Source organism: Advenella kashmirensis W13003 (assembly GCF_000506985.1).
In the GTDB taxonomy this organism is placed as follows: Bacteria; Pseudomonadota; Gammaproteobacteria; order Burkholderiales; family Burkholderiaceae_B; genus Advenella; species Advenella kashmirensis_A.
Genome location: NZ_KI650981.1, coordinates 476,787 through 501,286, shown reverse-complemented (window position 1 = coordinate 501,286; position 24,500 = coordinate 476,787). Strand labels below are relative to the sequence as shown.

20 protein-coding genes are annotated in these 24,500 nt (G+C 55.9%); 9 read left to right on the top strand and 11 right to left on the bottom strand.

All coding sequences use genetic code 11. From position 1 onward, the window contains the following. Window positions 1–18: 18 nt before the first annotated feature. The 4 genes from tsaE (at window position 19) to miaA (ending at window position 4,962) form a co-directional block, all read left to right on the top strand. Complete coding sequence (tsaE, locus tag W822_RS41810; protein WP_031243427.1) at window positions 19–579, top strand: tRNA (adenosine(37)-N6)-threonylcarbamoyltransferase complex ATPase subunit type 1 TsaE; 561 nt, start codon at window positions 19–21, stop codon at window positions 577–579. Then, the gene (locus W822_RS41805; RefSeq protein ID WP_024006739.1) at window positions 531–1,862 is read left to right on the top strand and encodes an N-acetylmuramoyl-L-alanine amidase; all 1,332 of its coding nucleotides are present in this window, start codon (window positions 531–533) and stop codon (window positions 1,860–1,862) included. Before tsaE ends, W822_RS41805 begins: the two co-directional genes overlap by 49 nt. A gap of 215 nt (window positions 1,863–2,077) precedes the next feature. Further along, a complete protein-coding gene (gene mutL, locus W822_RS41800) occupies window positions 2,078–4,021 on the top strand; it encodes a DNA mismatch repair endonuclease MutL (RefSeq protein ID WP_024006738.1) in 1,944 nt (647 codons plus the stop codon). Further along, window positions 4,018–4,962, top strand: coding sequence for a tRNA (adenosine(37)-N6)-dimethylallyltransferase MiaA (gene miaA, locus W822_RS41795; protein ID WP_024006737.1), 945 nt, complete (start codon window positions 4,018–4,020; stop codon window positions 4,960–4,962). Before mutL ends, miaA begins: the two co-directional genes overlap by 4 nt. A 16-nt stretch (window positions 4,963–4,978) precedes the next feature. On the opposite strand, the gene purM is transcribed toward miaA, so the two are convergent. Continuing rightward, the gene (gene purM / locus W822_RS41790) at window positions 4,979–6,028 is read right to left on the bottom strand and encodes a phosphoribosylformylglycinamidine cyclo-ligase (protein ID WP_024006736.1); all 1,050 of its coding nucleotides are present in this window, start codon (window positions 6,026–6,028) and stop codon (window positions 4,979–4,981) included. A gap of 60 nt (window positions 6,029–6,088) precedes the next feature. Between purM and W822_RS41785 the strand changes: the two genes are divergently transcribed. From W822_RS41785 to folK, 5 genes are read left to right on the top strand one after another with little or no spacing between them, the layout of a single operon-like run. Next, window positions 6,089–7,153, top strand: coding sequence for an AI-2E family transporter (locus W822_RS41785; protein WP_024006735.1), 1,065 nt, complete (start codon window positions 6,089–6,091; stop codon window positions 7,151–7,153). Further along, on the top strand, window positions 7,150–7,824 hold the full coding sequence (hda, locus tag W822_RS41780; RefSeq protein WP_024006734.1) for a DnaA regulatory inactivator Hda: 675 nt from the start codon (window positions 7,150–7,152) through the stop codon (window positions 7,822–7,824). Before W822_RS41785 ends, hda begins: the two co-directional genes overlap by 4 nt. A 17-nt stretch (window positions 7,825–7,841) precedes the next feature. Next, a complete protein-coding gene (locus tag W822_RS41775) occupies window positions 7,842–8,522 on the top strand; it encodes an HAD family hydrolase (RefSeq protein ID WP_024006733.1) in 681 nt (226 codons plus the stop codon). 23 nt (window positions 8,523–8,545) lie between these two features. Continuing rightward, the gene (gene pcnB, locus W822_RS41770) at window positions 8,546–9,949 is read left to right on the top strand and encodes a polynucleotide adenylyltransferase PcnB (RefSeq protein WP_024006732.1); all 1,404 of its coding nucleotides are present in this window, start codon (window positions 8,546–8,548) and stop codon (window positions 9,947–9,949) included. Between the two features lie 4 nt (window positions 9,950–9,953). Continuing rightward, window positions 9,954–10,448: a 2-amino-4-hydroxy-6-hydroxymethyldihydropteridine diphosphokinase gene (gene folK / locus W822_RS41765; RefSeq protein WP_024006731.1), complete on the top strand. Its 495-nt coding sequence runs from the start codon at window positions 9,954–9,956 to the stop codon at window positions 10,446–10,448. A 126-nt stretch (window positions 10,449–10,574) separates the two neighbouring features. On the opposite strand, the gene W822_RS41760 is transcribed toward folK, so the two are convergent. The 10 genes from W822_RS41760 to W822_RS41715 form a co-directional block, all read right to left on the bottom strand. Next, a complete protein-coding gene (locus tag W822_RS41760; RefSeq protein WP_031243422.1) occupies window positions 10,575–11,546 on the bottom strand; it encodes a peptide ABC transporter ATP-binding protein in 972 nt (323 codons plus the stop codon). Next, a complete protein-coding gene (locus tag W822_RS41755; protein WP_024006729.1) occupies window positions 11,543–12,523 on the bottom strand; it encodes an ABC transporter ATP-binding protein in 981 nt (326 codons plus the stop codon). The genes W822_RS41760 and W822_RS41755 overlap by 4 nt, the downstream gene beginning before the upstream one ends. A 10-nt stretch (window positions 12,524–12,533) precedes the next feature. Next, window positions 12,534–13,454, bottom strand: a complete 921-nt coding sequence (locus W822_RS41750) for an ABC transporter permease subunit (RefSeq protein ID WP_024006728.1) — start codon at window positions 13,452–13,454, stop codon at window positions 12,534–12,536. Between the two features lie 10 nt (window positions 13,455–13,464). Next, window positions 13,465–14,493 carry an ABC transporter permease subunit gene (locus tag W822_RS41745; RefSeq protein WP_024006727.1) on the bottom strand — a complete coding sequence of 343 codons (1,029 nt, stop codon included), beginning with the start codon at window positions 14,491–14,493 and terminating at the stop codon, window positions 13,465–13,467. Window positions 14,494–14,625: 132 nt separating this feature from the next. Continuing rightward, window positions 14,626–16,224: an ABC transporter substrate-binding protein gene (locus tag W822_RS41740; protein ID WP_024006726.1), complete on the bottom strand. Its 1,599-nt coding sequence runs from the start codon at window positions 16,222–16,224 to the stop codon at window positions 14,626–14,628. 243 nt (window positions 16,225–16,467) lie between these two features. Beyond that, entirely contained in the window at window positions 16,468–18,060 is a 1,593-nt protein-coding gene (locus tag W822_RS41735) for an ABC transporter substrate-binding protein (protein WP_024006725.1), read from the bottom strand. A gap of 97 nt (window positions 18,061–18,157) precedes the next feature. Further along, window positions 18,158–19,756, bottom strand: a complete 1,599-nt coding sequence (locus W822_RS41730; protein ID WP_024006724.1) for an ABC transporter substrate-binding protein — start codon at window positions 19,754–19,756, stop codon at window positions 18,158–18,160. A gap of 209 nt (window positions 19,757–19,965) precedes the next feature. Beyond that, a complete protein-coding gene (locus tag W822_RS41725; protein ID WP_024006723.1) occupies window positions 19,966–21,549 on the bottom strand; it encodes an ABC transporter substrate-binding protein in 1,584 nt (527 codons plus the stop codon). A gap of 554 nt (window positions 21,550–22,103) precedes the next feature. Continuing rightward, window positions 22,104–23,624: a fumarate hydratase gene (locus W822_RS41720; RefSeq protein WP_024006722.1), complete on the bottom strand. Its 1,521-nt coding sequence runs from the start codon at window positions 23,622–23,624 to the stop codon at window positions 22,104–22,106. Between the two features lie 26 nt (window positions 23,625–23,650). After that, the gene (locus tag W822_RS41715) at window positions 23,651–24,418 is read right to left on the bottom strand and encodes a crotonase/enoyl-CoA hydratase family protein (protein WP_024006721.1); all 768 of its coding nucleotides are present in this window, start codon (window positions 24,416–24,418) and stop codon (window positions 23,651–23,653) included. Window positions 24,419–24,500 lie beyond the last annotated feature (82 nt).

The following is a 24,500-nucleotide window of genomic DNA, read 5'->3' as shown; positions in this document are numbered from 1 at the left end:
GAAACGGCCCCGATTTCCATGTCAAATTCCGATTCTGTCGCCCCTCAGGCCCTCGCCTCTACCTCCCTGTTTCTGGCCGACGAAGCCGCCACCCAGGCATTGGCGCAACAGCTCTCAGCCATTTTTTCCGATTACTTTTCAAATAGTTACGAAAATAACCCAGATGAAAACAAGAGCGCCCGGGTTTACCTCAAAGGCGATCTGGGCGCCGGCAAAACGACCTTTGTCCGGCACTTTTTAAAGGTAATGGGGGTGCAGGGACGAATCAAGAGCCCAACCTATACTTTGCTTGAAACCTATAATCTTTCTAGTTTATACTTGTATCACTTTGATTTTTATAGATTTACCGATACTGACGAATGGCTTGATGCCGGCTTTCGTGAAAATCTGGGCGAGAACGCAATTGTATTCATAGAGTGGGCAGAAAAAGCAGGACCTGGGCTACCATTGCCCGATCTTGAGCTGTACCTGATATACGAATCGGCTGGAAGAACGGCACAATTTAACGCTTTTTCGGAAAAGGGCAAGACATGGATAACACAGCTCATTCACAGGGGAACGCCAACCAGCGAAAAATAAGTCGTCGGCGTATTCTGGGTGCGTCAGCCACGCTGCTGTCCCTCCCTGTCATCTCAAAAGTCGCCTCGGCTGCAGGCGGACAAATTCTGGCCGTTCGTACCTGGCCGGCCGACGAATATACGCGGGTCACGCTGGAATTGAACGCGCCGCTCAAAGCCGAACACTTTATGCTCAGCGGCCCGAATCGCCTGGTCGTGGATATCCAGGGCCTGAGCATCAGCCAGGCACTCAATTCGCTGATTTCCAAAATTCGTCCCAATGATCCCTATATCTCAACGGTACGTGTCGCCCAGAACCGGGCCGATGTGGTGCGCCTGGTTTTTGACCTGAAACAGGATATTGCGCCCCAGGTATTTACCTTGAAACCGGTAGGCGATTACCAGTACCGTCTGGTACTTGACCTTTATCCAAAAGTGGCCAAGGATCCGATCCTGGCGCTTGCTCAGGACCTGGAAAACGATCCACTGGCCCAGGTCCTGGACAATCTGGCCCAGAACAACAGCAATGCGCCCGTTCCGTCCGTCAGCGGCCAGGTCAATCCGGCCACGGCCGGGCGCCAGCCATCGCGTGCCAACCCCAATCGCCCCATCCTGGTGGCGATTGACCCCGGCCATGGCGGAGAAGACCCGGGCGCCATCGGCGGACGCGGCACACGTGAAAAAGACATTGTGCTGGCCATCGGCCGTCATCTGCGCGATGTCATCAATTCACAACCCAATATGCGGGCCTATATGACCCGCGACTCTGATTTCTTCGTGCCACTGCATGTGCGGGTGCAAAAAGCGCGTCGCGTCAAGGCCGATCTGTTTGTCTCCATTCATGCCGATGCCTTTACCAATCGCTCCGCGCGTGGCACGTCGGTATTTGCACTATCCCGCAACGGCGCGTCCAGCGCTGCCGCAAGATGGCTGGCCAAGAAAGAAAACGCCTCGGATCTGATCGGCGGCCTGGACATCGGCTCGCATGACCGGCAAACCGCGAGCGTACTTCTGGATATGTCCACCAACGCGCAGATCAACGATTCTCTCAAAATCGGACATCGCGTGCTGGGCTCGCTGGCGCGAATCAACGGCATCCACAGTCGCAAGGTTGAACAGGCCGGCTTTGCCGTGCTCAAGGCACCGGATATCCCTTCCATCCTGGTTGAAACTGCATTCATCAGCAATCCGCAAGAGGAAAATTTCCTGCGTAGTCCGGCTAACCAGCGCCAGATCGCCCAGGCGATTTTCTCTGGGATGAATGATTACTTCTCAACCAACCCGCCGCTGGCGCGCGTCGGCTGATCCGTTTTTCCTGACACGCGTCCGACGCGCCGGTCGTGCCTGGCACGGCCGCCTTGCTGCCTGAACGGCGCGTTAATCATCGCCCCCGCCTCACAATGCCTCTGCCCGAGGCATTTTTCATTTGTACCTGCGCATCGCGGCCGCGACAAACCGCAAGCACGAGGCCGTCCAAACAAGCTAAAATGCACTATTGCACTGCTTTTTTAATCTTGCTCATGCCCGAACGCCGCCATATCGCCGCTCTTCCCGACACGCTGATCAGCCAGATCGCCGCCGGTGAAGTCATTGAACGCCCGGCCTCCGTATTGAAGGAATTGCTGGAGAACGCGCTGGACGCCGGTGCGCGCAGCATCGAAATCCGGCTCGATGGCGGGGGCATTCGCCGTATTTGCATTACAGACGACGGTCACGGTATTCCCAAGGACGAACTGACGCTCGCGCTCACCCGTCACGCCACCAGTAAAATCAACAGCCTGGATGATCTGGAATCGGTCAGCTCCATGGGTTTTCGAGGCGAGGCGCTGGCCTCGATTGCCTCGGTCGCCCGCCTGACGCTGACCTCGCGCACCGCCGACGACGATCACGCCTGGCAGATTGATGGTACGGCTCTGCAGGTCGGTCCCGCAGCAGGTAGTATCGGCACAACCATTGATGTTCGTCAGTTGTTCGATGCCGTCCCGGCGCGCCGCAAGTTCCTGAAGTCAGAAGGGACCGAACTGGGTCACTGCGTTGTAGTAGCCGAACGCATTGCGCTGGCCAATCCGGACATCGCCTTCCGCCTGTTCCACAACGGCAAGGCCTACAGACAATGGATGCCTGTGGACGCCCTGCAGCGCATTCGCGATGTGCTTGGCAACGAGTTCACCCAGGCTGGCCTCCCGATTGAGGCCCGCTTGCCGGCCGCCAGCCTGCACGGCCTGACCACACTGCCCAATGCAGCAAGGGCGCGTGCCGATCGCCAGTATCTTTACGTCAACGGTCGATTCGTCCGGGACAGAACGGTAACGCACGCGGTGCGCGCGGCATACTCCGATGTCCTGCATGGAGACCGCCAGCCGGCTTATGTGTTGTTTCTGGAAATTGATCCTGCGGCCGTCGATGTAAACGTCCATCCTGCCAAGCACGAAGTGCGCTTCCGTGACAGCGGCGCCATACACCGCTTCGTCGGGCAGGTCCTGACTGAAGCGCTGGCCGGGGTCGGCGGGGAAGCGTCTGCAGCCAACGCACTGCCCGCCAGACTGCCTGCTGGACTGCAACCCGCAATGGACGAAACGGGAAGCGGACCGCAAACATCTGCAACGCAACATTATTCCCTGTCTTCCAGCCCGATAAACGGATCGACCGGCTCCCGGGTCACCCCCGGCTACCAGCCTTCCCTGCACTTACACACCCCTGCCTCCGTGCCATCAGAAAGCTGGAAGCAGTTTTATGCCCCGGCGGACCCCGTTGCGCGCCATTTAAATGGCGCCGAAAATGAACCATCATCGCCCATACATGTGCTCAACGACATCGGTCTTACGAGTCGCAATGGGGTCGCCGGAACCGGTCTGCCCGATTCTGGCGATGCAGCCGATCCTTATCCGTTGGGCATGGCCCTGGGGCAATTGCATGGCATCTATATTCTGGCACAAAACGCCAGGGGGCTCATTCTTGTAGATATGCATGCCGCCCACGAACGAGTCGTGTACGAACGCCTGAAAACGCTGCTCGACCAACAGGCCCTGCCGCAGCAGGAACTGCTGGTACCGTATGTCATCCATTGTTCCGAGCGTGATATCGCCATCATGGAAAGCCATCAGGACCAACTGACGACACTCGGACTGACACTCAGCGCGACCGGACCGCGTTCCCTGGCCGTTCGTTCAGTGCCCGGTCTGCTGGCCGGCGGCGACATTGAATCGCTGGTACTGAACGTGCTCAAGGAACTGGACATGGTAGGCCATTCCGAACAATTGACCGGCCAGCGCAACGAGTTACTGTCGACCATGGCATGCCATGGATCGGTCCGCGCCAATCGTCGGCTCACAATTGAAGAAATGAACGCCCTGCTGCGCCAGATGGAACATACAGAACGCGCCAACCAGTGCAATCACGGGCGCCCGACCTGGTTTCAGTGGAGCATGAACGACCTGGATCGTCTGTTCATGCGTGGTCAGTGACACAAGCAGTATTTTGTCTCGCCGGACCTACGGCGTCAGGGAAAAGTGCCAGTGTGCTGGCGCTGGCACAGCGCTGGCCCATCGAAATCATCAACGTGGATTCAGCCACCATCTATACCGGCATGGATATCGGTACGGCCAAACCCACACCCGCTGAACAGGCCCAGACCCCGCAGCACCTGCTGGACATCCGTGATCCCACAGAATCATATAGCGCTGCCCAGTTTGTGCAGGATACGCAACAGCTGATTGAGCAGATTCGTGCGCGTGGCCGAATTCCGGTACTGGCCGGCGGGACCATGATGTACTTCAACGCGCTACGCCAGGGCTTGCATGCACTGCCGCAGGCCGACCCGCAAATCCGTGCGAAGATCGATACGATGGCGCAACAGCAGGGCTGGCCGTTTGTGCACGATACGCTAAAGCGCCTTGATCCTGTTACCGCAGCGCGCCTGTCTCCCAATGACCGCCAGCGCATCCAGCGCATGCTTGAAGTCTGCCTGATCACCGGCCAGCCCTATTCCAGCCTGATCGAACAGCCCGGTGAACGAACCGCAACCGATACTTTCCACATTGTCAGCCTGGAACCATCGGAACGCACGCAATTGCATGAACGGATTGCGCAGCGTTTTGACCAGATGCTGGAAAAGGGATTTGTGCAAGAGGTACAGCAACTGCGGGCGCGAGGCGATCTGAACGAGGATTTGCCATCCATCCGCTGTGTCGGCTATCGACAGCTCTGGCGACATCTTGCCGGCCACGATACGTTGGGACAAGCCCGCGAAAAAGGTATCGCAGCCACCCGGCAACTGGCCAAGCGCCAACTGACCTGGCTGCGCAGCATGCCGGATCGTCACGTGATTGATTGTCTGGCTCCGGATGTCGCCACCCGGGTCATTGAGGCCGCCGCCCCTTTAATGGAGCAAAGGGAGCACTCTTAAGCCCCCCTATTGACCCTTACACCACAACTGCCTGCGGCATGCCGTCTTCCTGGCGAACCACTTCGCCCAGATCGTAAACGGTTTCGCCTTGTTCCTGCAGCGTCGCGCTGATCGCCGGGGCCTGATCGGCGGTAACCACAATCACCATGCCAATGCCGCAGTTGAAGACACGGTGCATTTCGGTGTCGGCAACCTGCCCTTCCTGCTGCAACCACTGGAACAGCGGCGGCAATGTCCAGGCCGATTGGCTGATGCGTGCGCTCAGGCCTTTCTGAAGAATACGGGGGACATTATCCAGCAGCCCGCCACCGGTAATGTGCGCCAGCCCTTTGATGTCCGTGCCGTGTTTGGCAAGAGCGGCCAGGACCTGCTTAACGTAGATACGGGTAGGTGCCATGACAACGTCGGCCAGCGGCTGGCCATGAAAATCGTCGTCCGGGCGGCTGCCGGCGCGTTCCAGAATCTTGCGGATCAGGGAAAAGCCATTGGAGTGCGCACCACTGGAAGCCAGCCCCAGAATGCGGTCGCCTTCGGCGATGCTTTTGCCATCAATAATGGCAGACTTATCAACTGCGCCCACTGCGAAACCGGCCAGATCATACTCGCCGTCGGGGTACATGCCGGGCATTTCAGCCGTTTCACCGCCGATCAGGGCACAACCGGACAGTTCACACCCCTTGGCAATGCCGCCTACGACCTGCGCCGCCGTGTCGACCGACAGCTTGCCGCAAGCGAAGTAATCCAGGAAAAACAGCGGCTCTGCGCCCTGCACCAGAATGTCGTTGACACTCATGGCCACCAGGTCAATTCCGACCGTGTCATGGCGATTCCACTCGAAGGCCAGGCGCAGTTTGGTACCCACGCCGTCGGTGCCGGATACCAGGACAGGCTCACGATATTTCTTGGGTACTTCAAACAAAGCGCCAAATCCACCGATACCGGCCATGACGCCTTCGCGCATGGTTTTGGCCGCCAGCGGCTTGATCCGGTCAACCAGTGCATCCCCGGCGTCGATATCCACGCCCGCATCGCGATACGTTAAGGAAGATTTGTTTGAATTTGTCATGAGCAGGCTGCCTAAATATGTAAAATGTCAATAAATTGAACAGGAAGGCCTTATTTTACGATGAACGAATATATTTTGCGCCGGAAACAGACCCTTCTCTGGTCAGGAGTCGGTCTGGTCCTGCTCGTTCTGCTATATATCCTGTCGCCTGTTCTTACTCCCTTCATGCTGGGCATGGCGCTGGCCTACATTCTGGTGCCGGGCGTCAATATGCTGGTCGCCCTCAGGCTGCCGCGCTGGCTGGCGGTGGCTATCATGTTTTTTCTGCTGGTCGCCGTCATACTGGGCGTCCTGCTGATCGTGATTCCCCTGGTACGCAAGGAGGTCGGACTGGCCTTTGAACAGTTGCCAGGGTGGGTAGCGCAGTACAATATCAATCTGGCCCCCCGTCTGAACCATCTGTTCGGTGTATCGGCCGAAATTGATATTCTCAAGATCCGCGAAGTTCTGCAAGATGCCATTACCGGCACCGACAGCCTGACCACCACGATTATTGCCTATGCCAAATCCAGTGGATCGGCAGTCATTTTCTTCTTCGTCAACCTGCTGATTACGCCCGTCGTGCTGGTTTATCTGTTGTTCGACTGGGATAAATTCATTCTGTCCATACGCGAAGTCATCCCTCGCCGCTTCCTGAATGGTACGCTTAGCGTATTTCGCGATATTGACCGGCTTTTGTCCAGTTTCCTGCGTGGCCAGATTCTGGTTATGCTGATTCTGGCTGCTTATTACAGCGTGGGACTGTCGCTGGCCGGATTTGAAAGCGCGATTCCGATTGGCGTACTGACCGGCATGTTGGTGTTTATTCCGTACCTGGGCGTGACATTCGGGCTGTTGCTGGCCATTTTGTCGGCGTTGCTGCAATTTGACAATTATTATGGCCTGATATCCGTTGCCATTGTCTACGGGCTGGGACAGATACTGGAAGGCATGGTACTGACTCCCAAAATCATGGGAGAACGTATCGGCCTGCATCCGCTGGTCATTATTTTTGCGCTGTTTGTCTTCGGACAGATTTTCGGTTTCTTCGGCGTGCTGATGGCCCTGCCCATCAGCGCCGCCCTGTCGGTCCTGATCCGCCGTGTCTACGGCCAGTATCGTCGCAGTGATTTTTACAAAACATGACTGAACAACTTATTCTTGATGTCCTGCCGGTCGTACCGCCCCGCTTTGACAATTTTGTCAGTGGCCGCAACGACGAGGCCGTCAGCCGTCTGTTGGCGCTTGAAGCAGGACAAGGCATTTACCTGTGGGGCGAACATGGCAGCGGCAAAACCCACCTGCTGCGCGCCGCCACCCAGCATCAAGGGATCTACCTGAATGCTGCCACAGATCGCCTGCCGGATCCAGGCGAACCCGTAGCGCCGGGTGGCCTGATAGCCGTTGATGACGTCCAGGCGCTGTCGGAAGCCCAGGCAGCTGCGCTGTTTGGCCTGTTCAACCAGTGGAAAACACGCCAGGGCACGCCAGGCGCCTTCACCCTTCTGAGCAGCGGCCCCTGCCCGCCCCGCCAACTGGAGATCCGTGAAGACCTGCGCACGCGCCTTGGCTGGGACCTGGTTTACCGCCTGGAAACGCTCAGCGACGACGAGCGCCGCGACGCGCTGTTGCAACGTGCCGCGGACAAAGGCATCCCCCTGAGCACCGATGTAACCAACTGGATGTTCAATTACTATGCGCGGGATATGAGCGCCCTGTCCTCGCTGCTGGACGCCCTTGATCGCTATTCACTCGCAGAAAAGCGGGCAATCACCGTTCCCTTGTTAAAATCCTATCTTCAATCCAGACACTCGTAAAATCCGAAGCACCCAATATGACGCAACGACTCGCCCTGTTTGATCTTGACCACACCCTGCTGCCCATCGATACTGACCGACACTGGGTAGACTTCCTGGCCCGCAACGGCTGGGCCGGGGATCCGGAGATCGTTCGGGCCAAAAACCATGAACTCATGGAAAAATATACGGCTGGCACACTGAAAATCGAAGAATCGGTCGAGTTTATGCTGGGCTTTCTGAATCTGCACACTCCCTATGATCTGGCCCGCTTTCATGAACAATACATGCATGAAGTGGTCAGGCCGGCCATGCGCGACGAGGCCGTGTCCCTGGTTGCCAAACACCTGGAACAGGGAGACCTGTGCTGCCTGGTATCGGCAACAAATGAGTTCGTCATTGCGCCGGTGGCGCGTGCCTTTGGCATTCCCCACGTCATTGGCACGGTGCCCGAGTACAAAAATGGCCGTTATACGGGTAAAGTGTCAGGTACGCCAAGCTATCAGGGTGGCAAAGTGACCCGCGTCAATGAATGGCTGGCGCACATGGACCTCACACTGGCAGACTTTACCGAAACCTGGTTCTACAGCGATTCCCAGAACGACGTTCCGCTGCTTGAGGTGGTCAGCCATCCGGTTGCCACCAACCCGGTTCCGCCGCTACGTGAACTGGCCCGGGAAAAAGGCTGGCCGGTTCTGGATTTATTTCCTTTGCAATAACAGGAATCTACAACAAAAATCACATGATCAAAAACACCATTCGAACGTTTGTCAGCCGGCTTTTTGCCGCTCCCGTTCCAAAAGAAAAACGCCAGGTGTACTCCCAGGCCCAGCATAAAATCGACCGCCGCCTGGTCTCCCGCAATGCCATCAAGGTATGCGAAGTGCTGCAGCAAAAAGGCTACGACGCCTTCATCGTGGGTGGCGCGGTGCGCGACCTCGTACTTGGCTATGAGCCCAAGGATTTTGACGTCGCCACCAATGCCACGCCCGAGGAAATCCGCCCGCTCTTTCGCCGCGCCCGCATCATCGGACGCCGCTTCCAGCTGGTGCACGTGGTATTCGGCCAGGAAATCATCGAAACCTCTACATTCCGCGCGCCCTCGCAAGGCGACCAGCACACCGACGCCGACGGCCGGATCCTGAACGACAACGTATTCGGCACCCAGCAGGAAGATGCCGCGCGCCGGGATTTCACGCTCAATGCACTGTACTACGACCCGGTCAACGAAACCGTCATTGATTATCACAATGGCGTGGCTGATCTCAAAAACCATTTGGTGCGCATGATCGGGGATCCGGAAAAACGGTTCCGCGAAGACCCGGTACGCATGCTGCGCGCCGTGCGGTTTGCCTCCAAGCTCAATGGCACGATCGAGCCCGGAACGCAGGCCCCCATCCGCAGTCTGGCGGGGCTCATCAAAAATGTTCCGGATTCCCGCCTGTTTGACGAAATTCTCAAACTGCTGACTTGCGGCAACGCCATCGCGGCTTTGCAACAATTGCGCAAGGAAGGGCTGCATGAAAACGTGCTGCCCCTGATTGATCAGGTCCTCGCGCAGCCCGGCGGAGAACAATTCGTCCAGCTCACACTGGAACGGACAGACCAGCGGGTGCGGGCAGGCAAATCCGTGAGCCCCAGTTTTCTGTTTGCCGCCCTGTTGTGGCGCCTGGTCGACGTCAACTGGAAAAAGAATCTGGCACGCAAGGAGCACACGGTACCGGCACTGAGCCAGGCTGCTGATCTGGTCATCGATAACCATATCAACAAGCTGGCGATCCAGCGCAGACATACGGCAGATATGCGTGAGATATGGTTCATGCAGCCGCGTTTTGAACGTCGCATCCCGAAGCAGATCTGGCGCATGACAGAACAGCCGCGCTTTCGGGCAGCCTGTGATTTCCTGCAGCTGCGCGCAGCCTGCCATGAATTTGACAGCGTACTGGCGCAATGGTGGATGGATCTGGCAGATGCACCACCGGCTGAACGCACCGAGATGATCGAAGCGCTTACTGCCGAGCAACAAGGCACACCCGCTGCCGCGCCCCGGAAACGGCGCAAGCGTCGCAGCAACCCCCGCAAGAGCAGTACCGGCGGCAGCCCCTCTAGCGGCGGTGCACCGTCAACGCCGCCACAGGCGTCATAAATTCATGCATACGGCGTATATCGGTCTGGGATCCAATCTGGGTGAAAGTGAAGACACACTCCAGCAGGCGCTGAACGACATCAGCGCCCTGCCCGATACCGCTGTGCAACAGGTTTCGGATTTCTATAGAACCAGCCCGGTCGATTCGACCGGCCCGGACTACATCAACGCGGTCGCCCGTCTCACCACGGAATTGTCCGCATCAGATCTGCTACAGGCGCTGCAAGACATTGAACTGGCGCACGGCAGACAGCGCCCGTATCGCAACGCGCCACGTACGCTGGATCTCGACGTGCTCTGCTACGACGATCTGCGCCAGGATGATCCCCAGCTGATTCTGCCCCACCCTCGCATGCACCTGCGCGCCTTCGTCCTGCGTCCATTGCTGGATATCGCGCCGGACATGATTCTGCACAACAAGCCCATTGCACAGTGGCTGGCTGATTGTGCAGACCAGGCGATCGCCCTGCATTCTGAATATAACGACAAACCACGATAAAGAATGCAGACCTTGATGAAACGGCACGCCACTCAATACCACGTGCCGCCTTCAAACGACATGGCGTATTAGAAACGGGAGATCGGGAAAGACCGATATCCCGTTTCTAACAAGGAACCGGGCATTTCAGGCAAACTGCTCTGCCAGATGGCAGGCGACCTGCCGACCCGACAGCTCGCGCAGTACCGGTTCTTCAGTACTGCAGCGCGCCACCGCATGCGGGCACCGTCGGTGAAAGGCGCAGCCCGCAGGGGGATTCAGAGGCGACGGCAACTCCCCCTCGATTTTTATTTTCACGGCACGCTTTTCCGGATAAATCGAAGGTGTTGCCGACAGCAGTGCTTGCGTATAGGGGTGTAACGGTTTCTCGTAAAGCGTCTGCTTTGGTCCGCTTTCGGCCACGCGTCCCAGATACATCACCATGACGTCATCGGCAACATGCTCCACCACCGACAGGTTGTGAGAGATGAAGACGTAGGACGTGCGCAATTCTTCCTGCAGATCGAGAAACAAATTGAGCACCTGAGCCTGAATAGAGACATCCAGTGCGGAGGTCGGCTCGTCGGCTACGACGATACTGGGATTGAGCATCATAGCGCGCGCAATGGCAATACGCTGGCGCTGCCCGCCCGAGAACATATGCGGATAACGATAGTAATGCTCGGGACGCAGGCCTACGCGCTGCATCATGTCCCGTACCCGTTCCTTGCGCTGGGGGCTTTTCATATCGGTGTTGATGATCAGCGGCTCTTCGAGCTGATCGCCGATTTTGCGGCGCGGATTCAACGAACCATAGGGGTTCTGGAAAACCATTTGCACCTTATGGCGCAAGGCCTTGACCTGCGCGACAGAGCTCGTATCCACTTGGTCGCCGTCCAGCCACAACGAACCGGAACTGGGTGGCTCGATCATGGTGATTTGTCGCGCCAGGGTCGATTTGCCACAACCCGATTCCCCTACTACAGCCAGCGTCTTTCCCCGTTGCAGGGAAAGTGACACACCATTGAGCGCTTTTAACGTCGCGCGGGGTTTCATGAAGCCCAGCGACACATCATAATGTCGCGCCAGATTTTCTGTTTTCAGTACGATATCGTTCATGACTTGAGTTCCTGCAGGGGAATCAGAGGCGTGTGGCAACGCACCGCCCTGCTTGTATAACGAATGAGTTCAGGCCGCTCGCGGACGCAGCGCTCCTGTGCAATCGGACAACGTGGCGACAACAGGCACCCCGTCGGGCGATCATATTGTCCCGGCACAATGCCGGGCAGCGTGGACAGGCGCCGGGATCCGCGGCAGGATTCGGGAATCGATTCGATCAGCGCCCGGGTATACGGGTGGGCGGGTTGAAAAAAAAAGTCCTGCACCGATCCGGTTTCCGCCACCTGACCCGCATACATGACCACCACGCGCTGCGCCACTTCTGACACAACGGCCAGATCGTGCGTAATCATCATCAGGGCCATTCCCCGCTCTTTCTGCAAACGCAGCAGCAAATCCATGATCTGCGCCTGGATCGTGACATCCAGCGCAGTCGTGGGTTCATCGGCAATCAACAGGCGCGGTTCGCAGGCGATTGCCATGGCGATCGCAACCCGCTGGCTCATGCCGCCAGACAACTGATGCGGATAGGCCGAGAGGCGGCGCTCCGGATCGGGGATTTCTACTTCGCGCATCAATTCAATGGCGCGCTGGCGGCGCGCCTTGCGATCCAGGCCCAGATGCACTTTAAGGACCTCTTCAATCTGAAAACCCACTGTATAGCTGGGGTTCAGGGCCGTCATGGGGTCCTGGAAGATCATGGCAATATCTTTACCGATAATCCGGCGTTTCTCTTTGGGCCCAAGGCTGGACAACTCCTTGCCGTCAAACTGCATCTGATCAGCCGTCACGGTCCCCTGCCCGTCCAGCAGCCCCATCATGGCCATCATGGACACGGACTTGCCCGACCCCGATTCGCCAACGATGCCCAACAGTTCTCCCTGATCCACACTGAGATCAACACTGTCCACAGCCAGAAATGGCTTTTGCTCTGTACCAAAACGCACGCACAGGTTACGAATATCCAACAAACTCATCGTCTTCCCCCTATGCCGCACGTTTCAGTTTGGGATCGAGCGCATCGCGCAATCCGTCACCGACCAGGTTGATGGCCAATACGGTCAGCAGGATCGTCAGCCCCGGAAACGTCACCACCCACCAGGCGCTGGTGATGTAGTCCCGTGCCGTGGCCAGCATCGTTCCCCATTCCGGCGCTGGCGGCTGCACGCCCAGGCCCAGAAAGCCCAGTGCGGCGATATCCAGGATGGCCGAGGAAAATCCAAGCGTTGCCTGCACAATCAGCGGTGCCATGCAGTTGGGAAGCACGGCAATAAACATCAGCCTCAGCACACCGGCACCCGAGACGCGCGAAGCCATGACGTAGTCCCGGTTCAGCTCGCTCATGGCTGAAGCACGCACAATACGCATATAGCCAGGCAACCCCACGACGGCAATCGCGATCATCGCATTTGTGATACCAGGACCGAGTACCGCCATAATGGCGATTGCCAGCAGCACCGAAGGCAGCGACATCATAATATCGGCCAGACGCATGAGAAGGCGCCCTGCAGTATTGGGGAAAAAGGCGGCCACCAGGCCCAGCAGAATGCCTGGAACCAGCGTAATAATCACCGCTGAAAAGCCGATCACCAGCGACAGGCGCGCACCGTGCATCAGGCGCGACACGATATCGCGCCCCGCTTCGTCTGTACCAAGCAAATAGGTCACGCTGCCGCCTTCCTGCCAGGCTGGCGGCTGCAGCATATGATCACGAAACTGCATGAGCGGGTCATGCGGCGCCAGCCATGGGGCCAGCACGGCGGCCAGCACCATCAGAAGCAGAAAACAGAAGCCGGCAACGGCTCCTTTGTTATGGGAAAAACTGCTCACGAACTCGCGCAATGGAGACGGATAAGTCATCTCCACAGCGGAAGCAGCCGGCGCAGTGTTTGATAAAACTTGATTCATCATATCGTCCTTACTTCGCGTGCCGGATGCGGGGGTTGACAATGCCGTACAATACATCCACCGCCAGATTCACCAGAATAATCAGAATAGCCACGATCAGCAGCCCGTTCTGTACCACAGGATAGTCCCTTCTGAAAATCGCATCCACCAGCCATTTGCCAATGCCGGGCCAGGAAAAAATCGTCTCAGTCAGAACAGCCCCGCCAATCAACGTACTAATCTGCAGACCGATCACGGTCACCACAGAAATCATCGCGTTGCGCAAGGTGTGCACAAAGATTACGCGGCGTGGCGACAAGCCCTTGGCCCGCGCCGTGCGCACGTAATCTTCCCCCATGACTTCCAGCATGGAAGAACGCGTCATGCGCGAAATCACCGCCAGCGGGATCGTACCCAGCACAATCGACGGCAGGATCAGGTGCATGACTGCATCCAGAAACGCGCCACCGTTGTATTCGGGGTCCTGGATCTGGGCAATGACCGAATCAATGAGCATGAAACCCGTATAGGGCTGCACATCATAGGTCAGGCTGATCCGGCCCGAAACCGGCGTCCAGCCGAGCGTGGACGAAAACAGCATGATCAGCATCAGGCCCCACCAGAAAATCGGCATGGAATAGCCGGTCAGCGACAGTCCCATGACACCGTGATCCAGGATGCTGCCGCGTTTGATCGCCGCCAGCACGCCCAGCAGAATGCCAAAGACAGTGCCGAACAGCAACGCACAAATGCCCAGTTCCAGCGTGGCCGGAAAAAGCGCCGCGAATTCGCTCCAGACGCTGGCCTGGCTGGAAAAGGACTTGCCGAAATCGCCCTGCAGCAGACCGCCCAGGTAATGCAGGTACTGTATATGCAGAGGCTGATCCAGGCCCAATCGCGCCATCATGGACTTGTACATGTCCGGGTCGATATTGCGCTCGCCCAGCATGGTCATGACCGGATCGCCGGGAATCAGATGGATAAGAAGAAACGTCAGGATCGTGATACCGAAGAAGGTCGGGATCAGAATGGCCAGACGCCTGAGAATGAAAGAAAACATGAGGCTTGCCTCCGGGGACGCGTATGCTCGTCCAATGTGGCATGGGTAATACGCGTCCTGAATATAACTATGACAAAGCAGAAGCGCTCCCGAAGGACAGCCCCTGCCTTGCCGCACACTAATGAAAAAAAATTACTTCAGGCTGACACCATAAAACTGGAACAAACCGAAGGGACTGATTTTGAAGCCCTCGACTTTCTTGTTCATGGGTACGTTGACGATGGATGTACCGATCGGCGACATGGGCATCTGCTCATGGAAAATTTTCTGGGCTTCCTTGTAGAGTTTGGTGCGCTCTTCCTTGTCCGTCACGCGCTTGGCTTTCATGACCAGATCGTCGAAGGGCTTATAACAGAAGCGCGAGTAATTGACGCCACCAACCGAGTTACATGACAGCAGGTTACCGAGCCAGTTATCCGGATCTCCGTTGTCGCCGGTCCACCCGACCATGATCGCATCATGCGTTCCCTGTTTGGCGCGCTTGAGATACTCGCCCCATTCGTAGGTGCTGATCTTGACCTTCACACCGATCTTGGCCCAGTCCGACTGGATCATTTCGGCCATGAGGCGGCCATTCGGATTGTAGGGACGCACCACGGGCAATGACCACAGGCCCATGTCGAACCCGTCGGGATAGCCGGCCTGCTTGAGCAGCGCCTTGGCTTTTTCCACATCGGTCGGACGGCTTTTGATGGTATCGTCATACGACCACTGGCTGGTCGGCATGGGGCCGTCGGCCAGCACACCCTGTCCGCCATATACCGCCTTGATAATGGCCGGCTTGTTGATGGCCATGTCCAGCGCCACCCGTACCTCGGGTTTTTTCAGCTGCTCTTTTTCGGTGTTGTAATAGATAAACCCGACGTTGAATCCGGGATTGGACTGCACTTTCAGATTCGGGTCCTGTTTGAGACGTTCTACGTCGGCCGGCAAGGGATACGAAGCCAGCTGGCACTCATTGGCCTTCAGTTTCTGGGCACGCACGGACGGATCTTTGGTGATGGCGAAGATCAGATTGTCAACCAGCGGTCCTTCTTTCTTGTCCCAATAATCCTTATTGGCTTTGTAGCGGATCTGGGCGTCTTTCTGGTAACGCTCAAATACGAAAGGACCCGTACCCAGCGGTTGCTGATTGATCATTTCCGGCTTGCCGTCCTTGAGCAGTTTTTCCATGTACTCCTTGGACAGGATGACCGCAAAGGGCATGGCCATATTCTGCACGAAAGCGGCATCAACCTCGTTCAACGTGAATTTGACAGTGTTGTCATCGACTTTTTCCACCGACTTCAGGTTCTTGTCCATGCCCATGTCGGTGAAGTAGGGAAACTCGGTGGGATATGCCTTGCGAAAGGGATGATCTCGGCTCATCATGCGTTCGAATGTATAAACCACATCATCTGCCGTCAGGCCCCGCGTGGGGGTGAAAAAGCGTGAAGTCTGGAATTTGACGCCGGGCCGCAGGTGGAACGTGTACACCAGGCCATCGTCGGAAATATCCCATTTCTCCGCCAGACCCGGGATCACTTCGGTGGTGCCTCGCTCGAACGATACCAAACCGTTATATACGGTTTCGGCCGAGACATCGAAATCGGTTCCTGCGCTGTATTGGGCTGTATCAAAACCGGCCGGACTGCCTTCTGAGCAATAGACCAGTGTGCCTGCTGCCTGCGCCGTTGTCGCCAGGCCTCCGAGCAGGGCTGATAGAATCATGCGTGTCGCATTTATCTTCATTACCGTTCCTTTAAAATAGGTAAAAAGCCAGCCTTGCCGCAACGCGGCGCTGGCTGACTTGAACAGAGGAGAGGTTACAGATCGCCGCTGGCCGAAACAATTGGGAAATACCCAAAGCCACGACCGTGAAGCGAGTGTTTTTTGAGCAAAATCAAACCTGTTGTGTAACTATATGATTCTTTATTCTGACAATGGCTCAGGGTCTGAGTGATGCAGCACGCTTGCGCATGATCGCATGCCCGCTCATTTCAGGCTGACGCCATAAAACTGATGTCTGCCGAAAGGGCTGATCTTGTACCCTTCCACTTTTTTGTTCATCGGTACATTTTCAACCAGTGTCCCGACAGGCGACATGGGTATTTGCTCATGAAATATTTTCTGCGCTTCCTTGTACAGCCGCGTGCGCTCTTGCGTATCGGTCACGCGTTTGGCCTTCATCACCAGATCGTCGAACGGCTTATAGCAGAAGCGCGAGAAATTACTTCCCCCCACTGAATTGCACGATAACAGGTTTCCTAGCCAGTTATCAGGGTCGCCGTTGTCGCCCACCCAGCCGGACATGACGACATCATGGGTGCCCTGTCTGGCACGCTTGAGATACTCTCCCCATTCGTAAGTACTGATGGTGGCTTTCACCCCGATCTGGGCCCAGTCCGATTGCAGCAATTCGGCCATCAGGCGGCTGTTGTGAGGCCGTGCACCCGGCAGAGACCACAAACTCATTTCAAATCCGTCAGGATAGCCGGCTTGTTTGAGCAGCGCCTTGGCCTTTTCCACATCGTGTGGACGACTGCGGATGCTTTCGTCATAAGACCATTGGCTGGCGGGCATGGGGCCGTGGGCCAGTACCCCCTCACCGCCATACACCGCTTTGATAATGGCCTCTTTGTTCATGGCCATGTCAAGCGCCTGCCTAACCTCGGGTTTGCTCAAGTGCGGTTTTTCGGTGTTGTAATAGATATAGCCTACATTGAAGCCCGGTCTGGAGAGCACTTTCAGATGGGGCGCCTGTTTAAGACGGCCAACATCGGCCGGAGCCGGGTTAGCGGCAATATGGCATTCGTTGGCCATCAGCTTCTGCGCGCGGACCGACGGGTCTTTCGTGATAGCAAAAATCAGATTGTCGACCAGCGGACCGTCCTCTTTGTTCCAATAATCCTTATTGGCCTTATAGCGGATTTGTGCATCTTTCTGGTAGCGCTCAAATACAAAAGGCCCTGTACCCAAAGGTTGCTGGTTGATCAGCTGCGGTTTGCCCTCCTGGAGCAGTTTTTCCAGATACTCCTTTGAATGGATCACAGCAAAGGACATGGCCAGGTTCTGCAAGAACGGGGCATTCACTTCGTTCAGCGTGAACCGAACCGTATGATCGTCCACCTTTTTCACCGATTTCAGGTTTTTATGCATGCCCATGTCGGTGAAGTTGGGAAAATCGGCCGGATACGCTTTGCGAAAAGGATGATCTTTATGCAACATGCGCTCAAACGTGTAAACCACATCGTCGGCCATCAGCTCTCGCGTGGGGGTAAAGAAACGCGATGTATGGAACTTGACGCCGCGGCGCAGATGAAAGGTGTACACCAGCCCGTCATCGGAAATATCCCATTTTTCAGCGAGGACCGGAACCAGTTCGGTGCTGCCTCGCTTGAACGATACCAGGGTGTTATAAACGGTTTCGGCCGATGCATCGGAATCACTGATGGCGCTGTATTGCGCAACATCAAAACCTGCCGGACTCGCGTCCGAGCAATAGATCAGTGTGCCGGCCGCGTGGGCGTGTGCCGCCAGGCCAGCGAACAGGGTTGATAAAATCATGCGCGTGCAATGGATCTTCATTACCATTTCCTTCATTCATCAGGTAAAAAAGCCAGCCTTGCCGCAGCATGACAAGGCTGAATTAAACAAGTTTTGGTTTTTTAGAAATTGCTTGGGTCTACTTCAGGCTGACGCCATTGAACTGAAACATGCCGAATGGGCTGATCTTGAAGCCCTCGACTCTCTTGCTCATGGGGACATTCACAATGGACGTCCCGATAGGCGACATCGGCATTTGCTCGTGGAAGATTTTCTGCGCTTCTTTATACAGTTGCGTGCGTTCTTTGGGATCGCTTACCCGCTTGGCCTTGATGATCAGGTCATCAAACGGTTTGTAGCAGAAGCGCGAATTGTTGCTGCCGCCGACCGCTGCGCATGACAGCAAATTGCCCAGCCAGTTGTCCGGATCGCCGTTGTCACCGGTCCAGCCCATCATGACGATGTCATGCTCGCCTTTTTGTACGCGCTTCAGATATTCACCCCACTCGTAGGTGAGAATATTGGCCTTGACGCCGATTTTCGCCCAATCGGCCTGAACCATCTCGGCCATCAGGCGACCATTGGGATTGTATGGACGCGCCACGGGCAATGACCATAATGTCACTTCAAACCCGTTGGGGTAGCCCGCTTCTTTCAGTAGCGTCCTGGCTTTTTCGATATCTTGTGGACGGCTTTTGAGAGTATCGTCATATGACCACTGAGTCGTGGGCATGGGACCATGTGCCAGCACACCCTGCTCGCCATAGACGGCTTTGATGATTGCCGGCTTATTCATGGCCAGATCAAGCGCCACACGTACCTCCGGCTTTTTCAACAGTTCTTTTTCGGTGTTGTAATAAATAGAGCCCACGTTAAAGCCCGGGTTGGACAACACTTTCAGATTCGAATCCTGCCTGAGACGCTTGACGTCGGCCGGCAAGGGAAAAGACATCACATGGCATTCACCGGCCTTCAGTTTCTGCGCACGAACCGATGGGTCCTTGGTAATGGCAAAAATCAGGTTATCCACTTTCGGGCCGTCTTCCTTGTCCCAATAGTCCCGGTTGGCCTTATAGCGAATCTGCGCATCTTTCTGGTAGCGTTCGAAGACAAACGGCCCGGTGCCCAGGGGTTGCTGGTTCAGCTGTTGCGGCTTGCCGTCTTTCAGCAATTTCTCCATATACTCCTGCGAGAAAATCACGGCAAACGACATGGCCATATTTTGCAGGAATGGCGCGTCCACTTCGTTGAGCGTGAACTTCACCGTGTAATCGTCCACTTTTTCGACAGACTTCAGATTCTTGTCCATGCCCATGTCGGTAAAGTATGGGAATTCGGCAGGATAGGCTTTACGAAACGGATGGTTTTTATCCATCATTCGCTGGAAGGTGTAGACGACGTCGTCTGCCTTGAATTCACGCGTCGGTGTAAAAAACCGCGTCGTATGGAACTTGACACCGTGACGCAGATGGAAGGTGTATTCCAGACCATCTTCGGAAATGTCCCACTTTTGCGCCAGCTCAGGAATAACCTCGGTACTGCCGCGCTTGAACCCGACCAGCCCGTTGTAAACGGTTCGGGCAGAGGCATCAAAAGTCGTGCCAGAGGTGTATTGTGGAGTGTCAAAACCGGAGGGACTGCCTTCAGAGCAATAAACCAATGTGCCAGCAGCCTGTGCCGTTGTCGCCAGGCCGACGAACAGCGTCGATAAAATCATGCGCGCGACGTTTATCTTCATTACCAATTCCTTCTATAACAAGGTAAAAAGAGTCGGCCTTGCCGCAGCATTACAAGACCGAGCTCGACACGTTATTTTACATATAGTTACTTTAAGTCATAATTAGGAGAATCCCCTCCCCTTGCTCGCGCGTAGTCGGGACGCGCCGGTACCCGCCTTGCCGGGCTCGGTAACCGTCGCGTCCCGCTTTCAAGTGATTGACCGATATGCTATTTAAGGCTGACGCCATTAAACTGCAGCCGCCCGAAAGGACTGATCATGAAACCCTCTACGTTCTTGCGCATCGGCACGTTCACAATCGGCGAGCTCATAGGCGACACGGGCATGTACTCGTGAACGATTTTCTGTACTTCTTTATAAATCCGAACCCGCTCTTCCTTGTCCGTGACGCGTTTGGCCTTCACGACCAACTCTTGCATGGGTTGATAGCAAAACCGTGAGTAGTTGCTGCCACCGATGGCATGGCATGACAGCACATTGCCGAACCAGTTATCCGGGTCGCCGTTGTCACCGATCCAGCCAACCGCAATAGCGTCATGCTCACCCTTTTGGCCGCGCTTCAGATACTCGCCCCACTCAAACGTCGTGATCTTGCTTTTCACGCCGATTTTCTCCCAGTCCGCCTGGATCATCTCGGCCATCAGGCGACCGTTGGGCAGCAGCGGACTGTACCAGAGCCGTATTTCGAAACCGTTGGGGTAACCGGCCTGCGCAAGCAGTGCCTTGGCTTTTTCCACATCTTGCGGGCGATTCCTGATTGTCTCATCGTATGACCACTGGCTCTCCGGAATGACATTGTGGGCGACCTTGGCCTGCCCGCCATACACCGCCTTGATGATGATCTCCTTGTTAAGTGCCATGTCCAGCGCCTGCCGCACCTCTTTTTTCTTTAACAGTTCTTTTTCAGTGTTGTAATGGAGATAACCGACCTGGAAACCAGGCCGCGACAACACTTTCAAATCGGGATCGGCTTTCATGCGTTCCACATCCATCGGCGATGGAACGGTCATGACCTGACACTCGTTGGCTTTGAGCTTTTGCGCACGCACCGCTGCGTCCTTGTTGATCGCATAGATCAGGTTATCCAGCAACGGACCGTTGTCCTTGTCCCAATAGTCCTTATTGGCCTTATAGCGAATTTGTGCATCCTTCTGGTAGCGCTCAAATACAAAAGGGCCGGTTCCCAGCGGCTGCTGATTGAGCAGTTCGGGCTTGCCGTCGGCAAGCAGTTTTTCCATATACTCTTTCGAGTAAATGGACGCAAACATCATGGCCATGCTCTGCAGGAAAGAGGCGTCTACTTCATTGAGCGTAAACCTCACCGTTTTGTCGTCCACCTTTTCTACCGACTTGAGATTCTTGTGCATGTTCATGTCGGTGAAATAGGGAAAGTCGCTGGGATAGGCTTTGCGAAAGGGATGGTTCTTGTCCATCATGCGATGGAATGTGTAGACGACATCGTCTGCATTCAGATCGCGCGTAGGCGTGAAAAAGCGGGTCTTGTGGAACTTGACGCCAGGCCGCAAGTGAAACGTGTATACCAGGCCGTCTTCTGATATATCCCACTTTTCAGCCAGTGCCGGCACCAGCTCGGTACTGCCGCGCTTGAATGCGGTCAGGCTTTCGAATATGCCGGCGGTGGCATTGAAATCGGTGACCGCCGTGTATTGCGCCGAATCGAATCCGGCCGGACTTCCTTCAAAACAATAAACCAGCGTACCGGCCGCATGCGCGGTGGCCGCCAGGGTTGAAAACAATGCTGATAAAAGCATGCGCGTGGTGTTGATCTTCATTACCGTGTCCTTCGTCAATAAGGTAAAAAAGCCAGCCCTGCCGCAGCATTACAGGGCTGAATAAGCGGTATCAGTGTTAGAGTTGGGGGATTTTAGGAAGGTTTGGGAAAATTGAGTTTTGACGAAAACACGGAATATTTTGAAAATATTCCGTACCACGGACACTGTTATCACAGAGAACGTCGATAGGCGTTAACGGGCCATCCGGGCGTCCCAAAATTACGCCAGATTCGAACCGGGTCGGTTAGTACAGCATAAACCCGCGACACAACGGTTTACTGAAAAATAATAGTGTGCTTGTTGCCTGGGCAGTAAGGTCTGCTCATTGAACGATTTATTATCTTGGCAACTCCAAGTGAACTTTAATCGCATCTTCTACGGCAATAATATATTTGCGTTTTTGATAAAGCACTCACACCTTTCAATTCCGCCAAACGTTGATTTGCGTGCGCACCACGTTGCTTTATCGTCTTTTGAACTCACTCGCCCAAATAAAAATCGGCCCGCAACCCAAGGCTGCGAGCCGATTTTCATACTAACGAATCAACCTGGCTTCAGGCAGGAACCGGAATAATCCCGATCTTCATCTGCCATTCACGCGGACCGGTTTTGTGCACCGAGGTTCCGCTGGAGTCCACCGCCACGGTGACGGGCATGTCCTTGACCTCAAACTCGTAGATCGCTTCCATACCCAGGTCTTCAAATCCGACTACTTTCGCACCGCGAATGGCCTTGGATACCAGATAAGCAGAGCCCCCCACCGCCATCAGATAGGCAGAGCGATGGTTCTTGATGGATTCGATCGCGACCGGGCCCCGCTCGGCCTTGCCGATCATGGCGATCAGGCCGGTTTTCTCCAGCATCATATCGGTGAATTTATCCATGCGTGTCGCCGTCGTCGGACCCGCAGGCCCTACCACTTCGTCGCGCACCGGATCGACCGGACCCACGTAATAGATCACGCGATTGGTGAAGTCGACCGGCAGCGGCTCGCCTTTGGCCAGCATATCCTGAATGCGTTTGTGCGCCGCATCGCGACCGGTCAACATTTTGCCGTTCAGCAACAGTGTCTGGCCCGGCTTCCAGCTGGCCACTTCTTCTTTGGTCAGCGTATCCAGGTTCACCTGTTTAGAGGCGTTGTAGTCAGGCGCCCAATGCACATCCGGCCAGTCGGACAGCGAGGGTGGCGTCAGATGCGCGACACCCGATCCGTCGAGCACGAAATGCGCATGACGTGTGGCCGCGCAGTTCGGGATCATGGCAATCGGTTTGGAAGCAGCGTGCGTCGGGTACGTGTTGATCTTGATATCCAGCACGGTGGTCAAGCCGCCCAGACCCTGCGCGCCAATGCCCAGAGCGTTCACTTTTTCATACAGTTCGATGCGCAATTCTTCCAGCTTGTTCTGCGGGCCACGCTGCAGCAACTCGTACATATCGATGTCTTCCATCAGCGACTGCTTGGCCATCAGCATGGCTTTTTCTGCCGTACCGCCAATGCCGATCCCCAGCATGCCGGGCGGGCACCAGCCTGCGCCCATGAGCGGCACCGTTTTCAATACCCAGTCCACGATCGAATCGCTCGGGTTGAGCATGGCAAACTTGGATTTGTTCTCGGAACCACCGCCTTTGGAAGCGACCTGGACATCGACTTTATCGCCAGGCACCAGTTCGACATGCAGGATACACGGCGTATTGTCCTTGGTGTTTTTGCGTTCGAAAATCGGGTCGGACAGAACGGATGCGCGCAGCTTGTTATCGGGGTCCAGATAACCGCGGCGGACCCCTTCGTCACAGGCTTCCTGCAGCGTACAGGACAGATCGAAGCGCACGTCCATGCCCACTTTCAGAAACACATTCACGATACCCGTATCCTGGCAAATCGGACGCTTGCCTTCGGCACACATGCGCGAGTTGGTCAGAATCTGGGCAATCGCGTCTTTGGCTGCCGCGCTTTCTTCGCGCTCGTAGGCACGCGCCAGATGCTGAATATAGTCGGCGGGATGGTAGTAGCTGATGAACTGAATTGCATCTGCAATAGACTGGATCAGATCATCTTGTTTGATTACAGTTGTCATGATTGAAAGTATTTACCAGAAAAAAATTATTTGCCCTTCCAGACCGGGGCGCGTTTTTCGGCGAAGGCCGTGGCCCCCTCCTTGGCGTCTTCGGAAGAAAAAATATGTGCCATGCGCGGATTCTGCAGGGCAAACATGTCGTCTACCCGCCAGTCCTGGGAGGCGGTCACCACCTCCTTGACGGTACGTACGGCCAGCGGGCCGTTTGCTGCGATCTTCTCTGCCAATTTTAACGCAGCTTCCAGGGCGGTACCCGGTTCGACCAGATCGTTCACCAATCCCATCTCATGGGCGCGTTTTGCCGGGATCATATCACCGGTCAGCAGCGCTTCCATGGCCACGTGATACGGCAGCCGGCGTGGCAGGCGCAACATGCCGCCGGATCCGGGCACCAGTCCGCGCTTGACTTCCGGAAGTCCGAAGCTGGCGTTGTTCGCGGCCACAATCAGATCGCAGGCCAGCGCCAATTCGAAACCGCCGGCCAGCGCATAGCCTTCGACCGCGGCAATCAGCGGCTTGGCCGGTGGCGCTTCGGCCAGCCCGCCCAGGCCACGGCCCGGCACCACGGCACGACGCTGCGTGCGGGCAAACTCCTTCAGATCCATGCCGGAGCAGAAGGTATTGCCTTCACCGCGCAGAATGCCGACTGTCAGGTTGTCGTCGGCGTCCAGCCGGTCCAGCGCGTCGGCCAGTGCAAACGACGTGTCGTAGGTGAGTGCATTGCGGGCTTCGGGCCGGTTGATCGTCAATATAAGGACGCGACCACGTATTTCAGACTTGATTAATTCAGACATGAGATCTCCTGACTGCCATTTTCGGGATACCAGAACTTTAAATCATTCCCCCCGCAAAATCCGCCCAGATGCTCAATGCCGT

Bases quoted from the DNA above. Each gene is read 5' to 3' on its own strand.
- W822_RS41740 (WP_024006726.1), bottom strand. From the start codon at position 16,224: ATGAAGATAAATGCGACACGCATGATTCTATCAGCCCTGCTCGGAGGC.
- W822_RS41735 (WP_024006725.1), bottom strand. From the start codon at position 18,060: ATGAAGATCCATTGCACGCGCATGATTTTATCAACCCTGTTCGCTGGC.
- mutL (WP_024006738.1), top strand. From the start codon at position 2,078: ATGCCCGAACGCCGCCATATCGCCGCTCTTCCCGACACGCTGATCAGC.
- W822_RS41775 (WP_024006733.1), top strand. From the start codon at position 7,842: ATGACGCAACGACTCGCCCTGTTTGATCTTGACCACACCCTGCTGCCC.
- folK (WP_024006731.1), top strand. From the start codon at position 9,954: ATGCATACGGCGTATATCGGTCTGGGATCCAATCTGGGTGAAAGTGAA.
- W822_RS41745 (WP_024006727.1), bottom strand. From the start codon at position 14,493: ATGTTTTCTTTCATTCTCAGGCGTCTGGCCATTCTGATCCCGACCTTC.
- tsaE (WP_031243427.1), top strand. From the start codon at position 19: ATGTCAAATTCCGATTCTGTCGCCCCTCAGGCCCTCGCCTCTACCTCC.
- W822_RS41755 (WP_024006729.1), bottom strand. From the start codon at position 12,523: ATGAGTTTGTTGGATATTCGTAACCTGTGCGTGCGTTTTGGTACAGAG.
- W822_RS41785 (WP_024006735.1), top strand. From the start codon at position 6,089: ATGAACGAATATATTTTGCGCCGGAAACAGACCCTTCTCTGGTCAGGA.
- W822_RS41730 (WP_024006724.1), bottom strand. From the start codon at position 19,756: ATGAAGATAAACGTCGCGCGCATGATTTTATCGACGCTGTTCGTCGGC.
- pcnB (WP_024006732.1), top strand. From the start codon at position 8,546: ATGATCAAAAACACCATTCGAACGTTTGTCAGCCGGCTTTTTGCCGCT.
- W822_RS41750 (WP_024006728.1), bottom strand. From the start codon at position 13,454: ATGAATCAAGTTTTATCAAACACTGCGCCGGCTGCTTCCGCTGTGGAG.
- W822_RS41715 (WP_024006721.1), bottom strand. From the start codon at position 24,418: ATGTCTGAATTAATCAAGTCTGAAATACGTGGTCGCGTCCTTATATTG.
- W822_RS41805 (WP_024006739.1), top strand. From the start codon at position 531: ATGGATAACACAGCTCATTCACAGGGGAACGCCAACCAGCGAAAAATA.
- W822_RS41725 (WP_024006723.1), bottom strand. From the start codon at position 21,549: ATGAAGATCAACACCACGCGCATGCTTTTATCAGCATTGTTTTCAACC.
- W822_RS41760 (WP_031243422.1), bottom strand. From the start codon at position 11,546: ATGAACGATATCGTACTGAAAACAGAAAATCTGGCGCGACATTATGAT.
- W822_RS41720 (WP_024006722.1), bottom strand. From the start codon at position 23,624: ATGACAACTGTAATCAAACAAGATGATCTGATCCAGTCTATTGCAGAT.
- purM (WP_024006736.1), bottom strand. From the start codon at position 6,028: ATGACAAATTCAAACAAATCTTCCTTAACGTATCGCGATGCGGGCGTG.
- hda (WP_024006734.1), top strand. From the start codon at position 7,150: ATGACTGAACAACTTATTCTTGATGTCCTGCCGGTCGTACCGCCCCGC.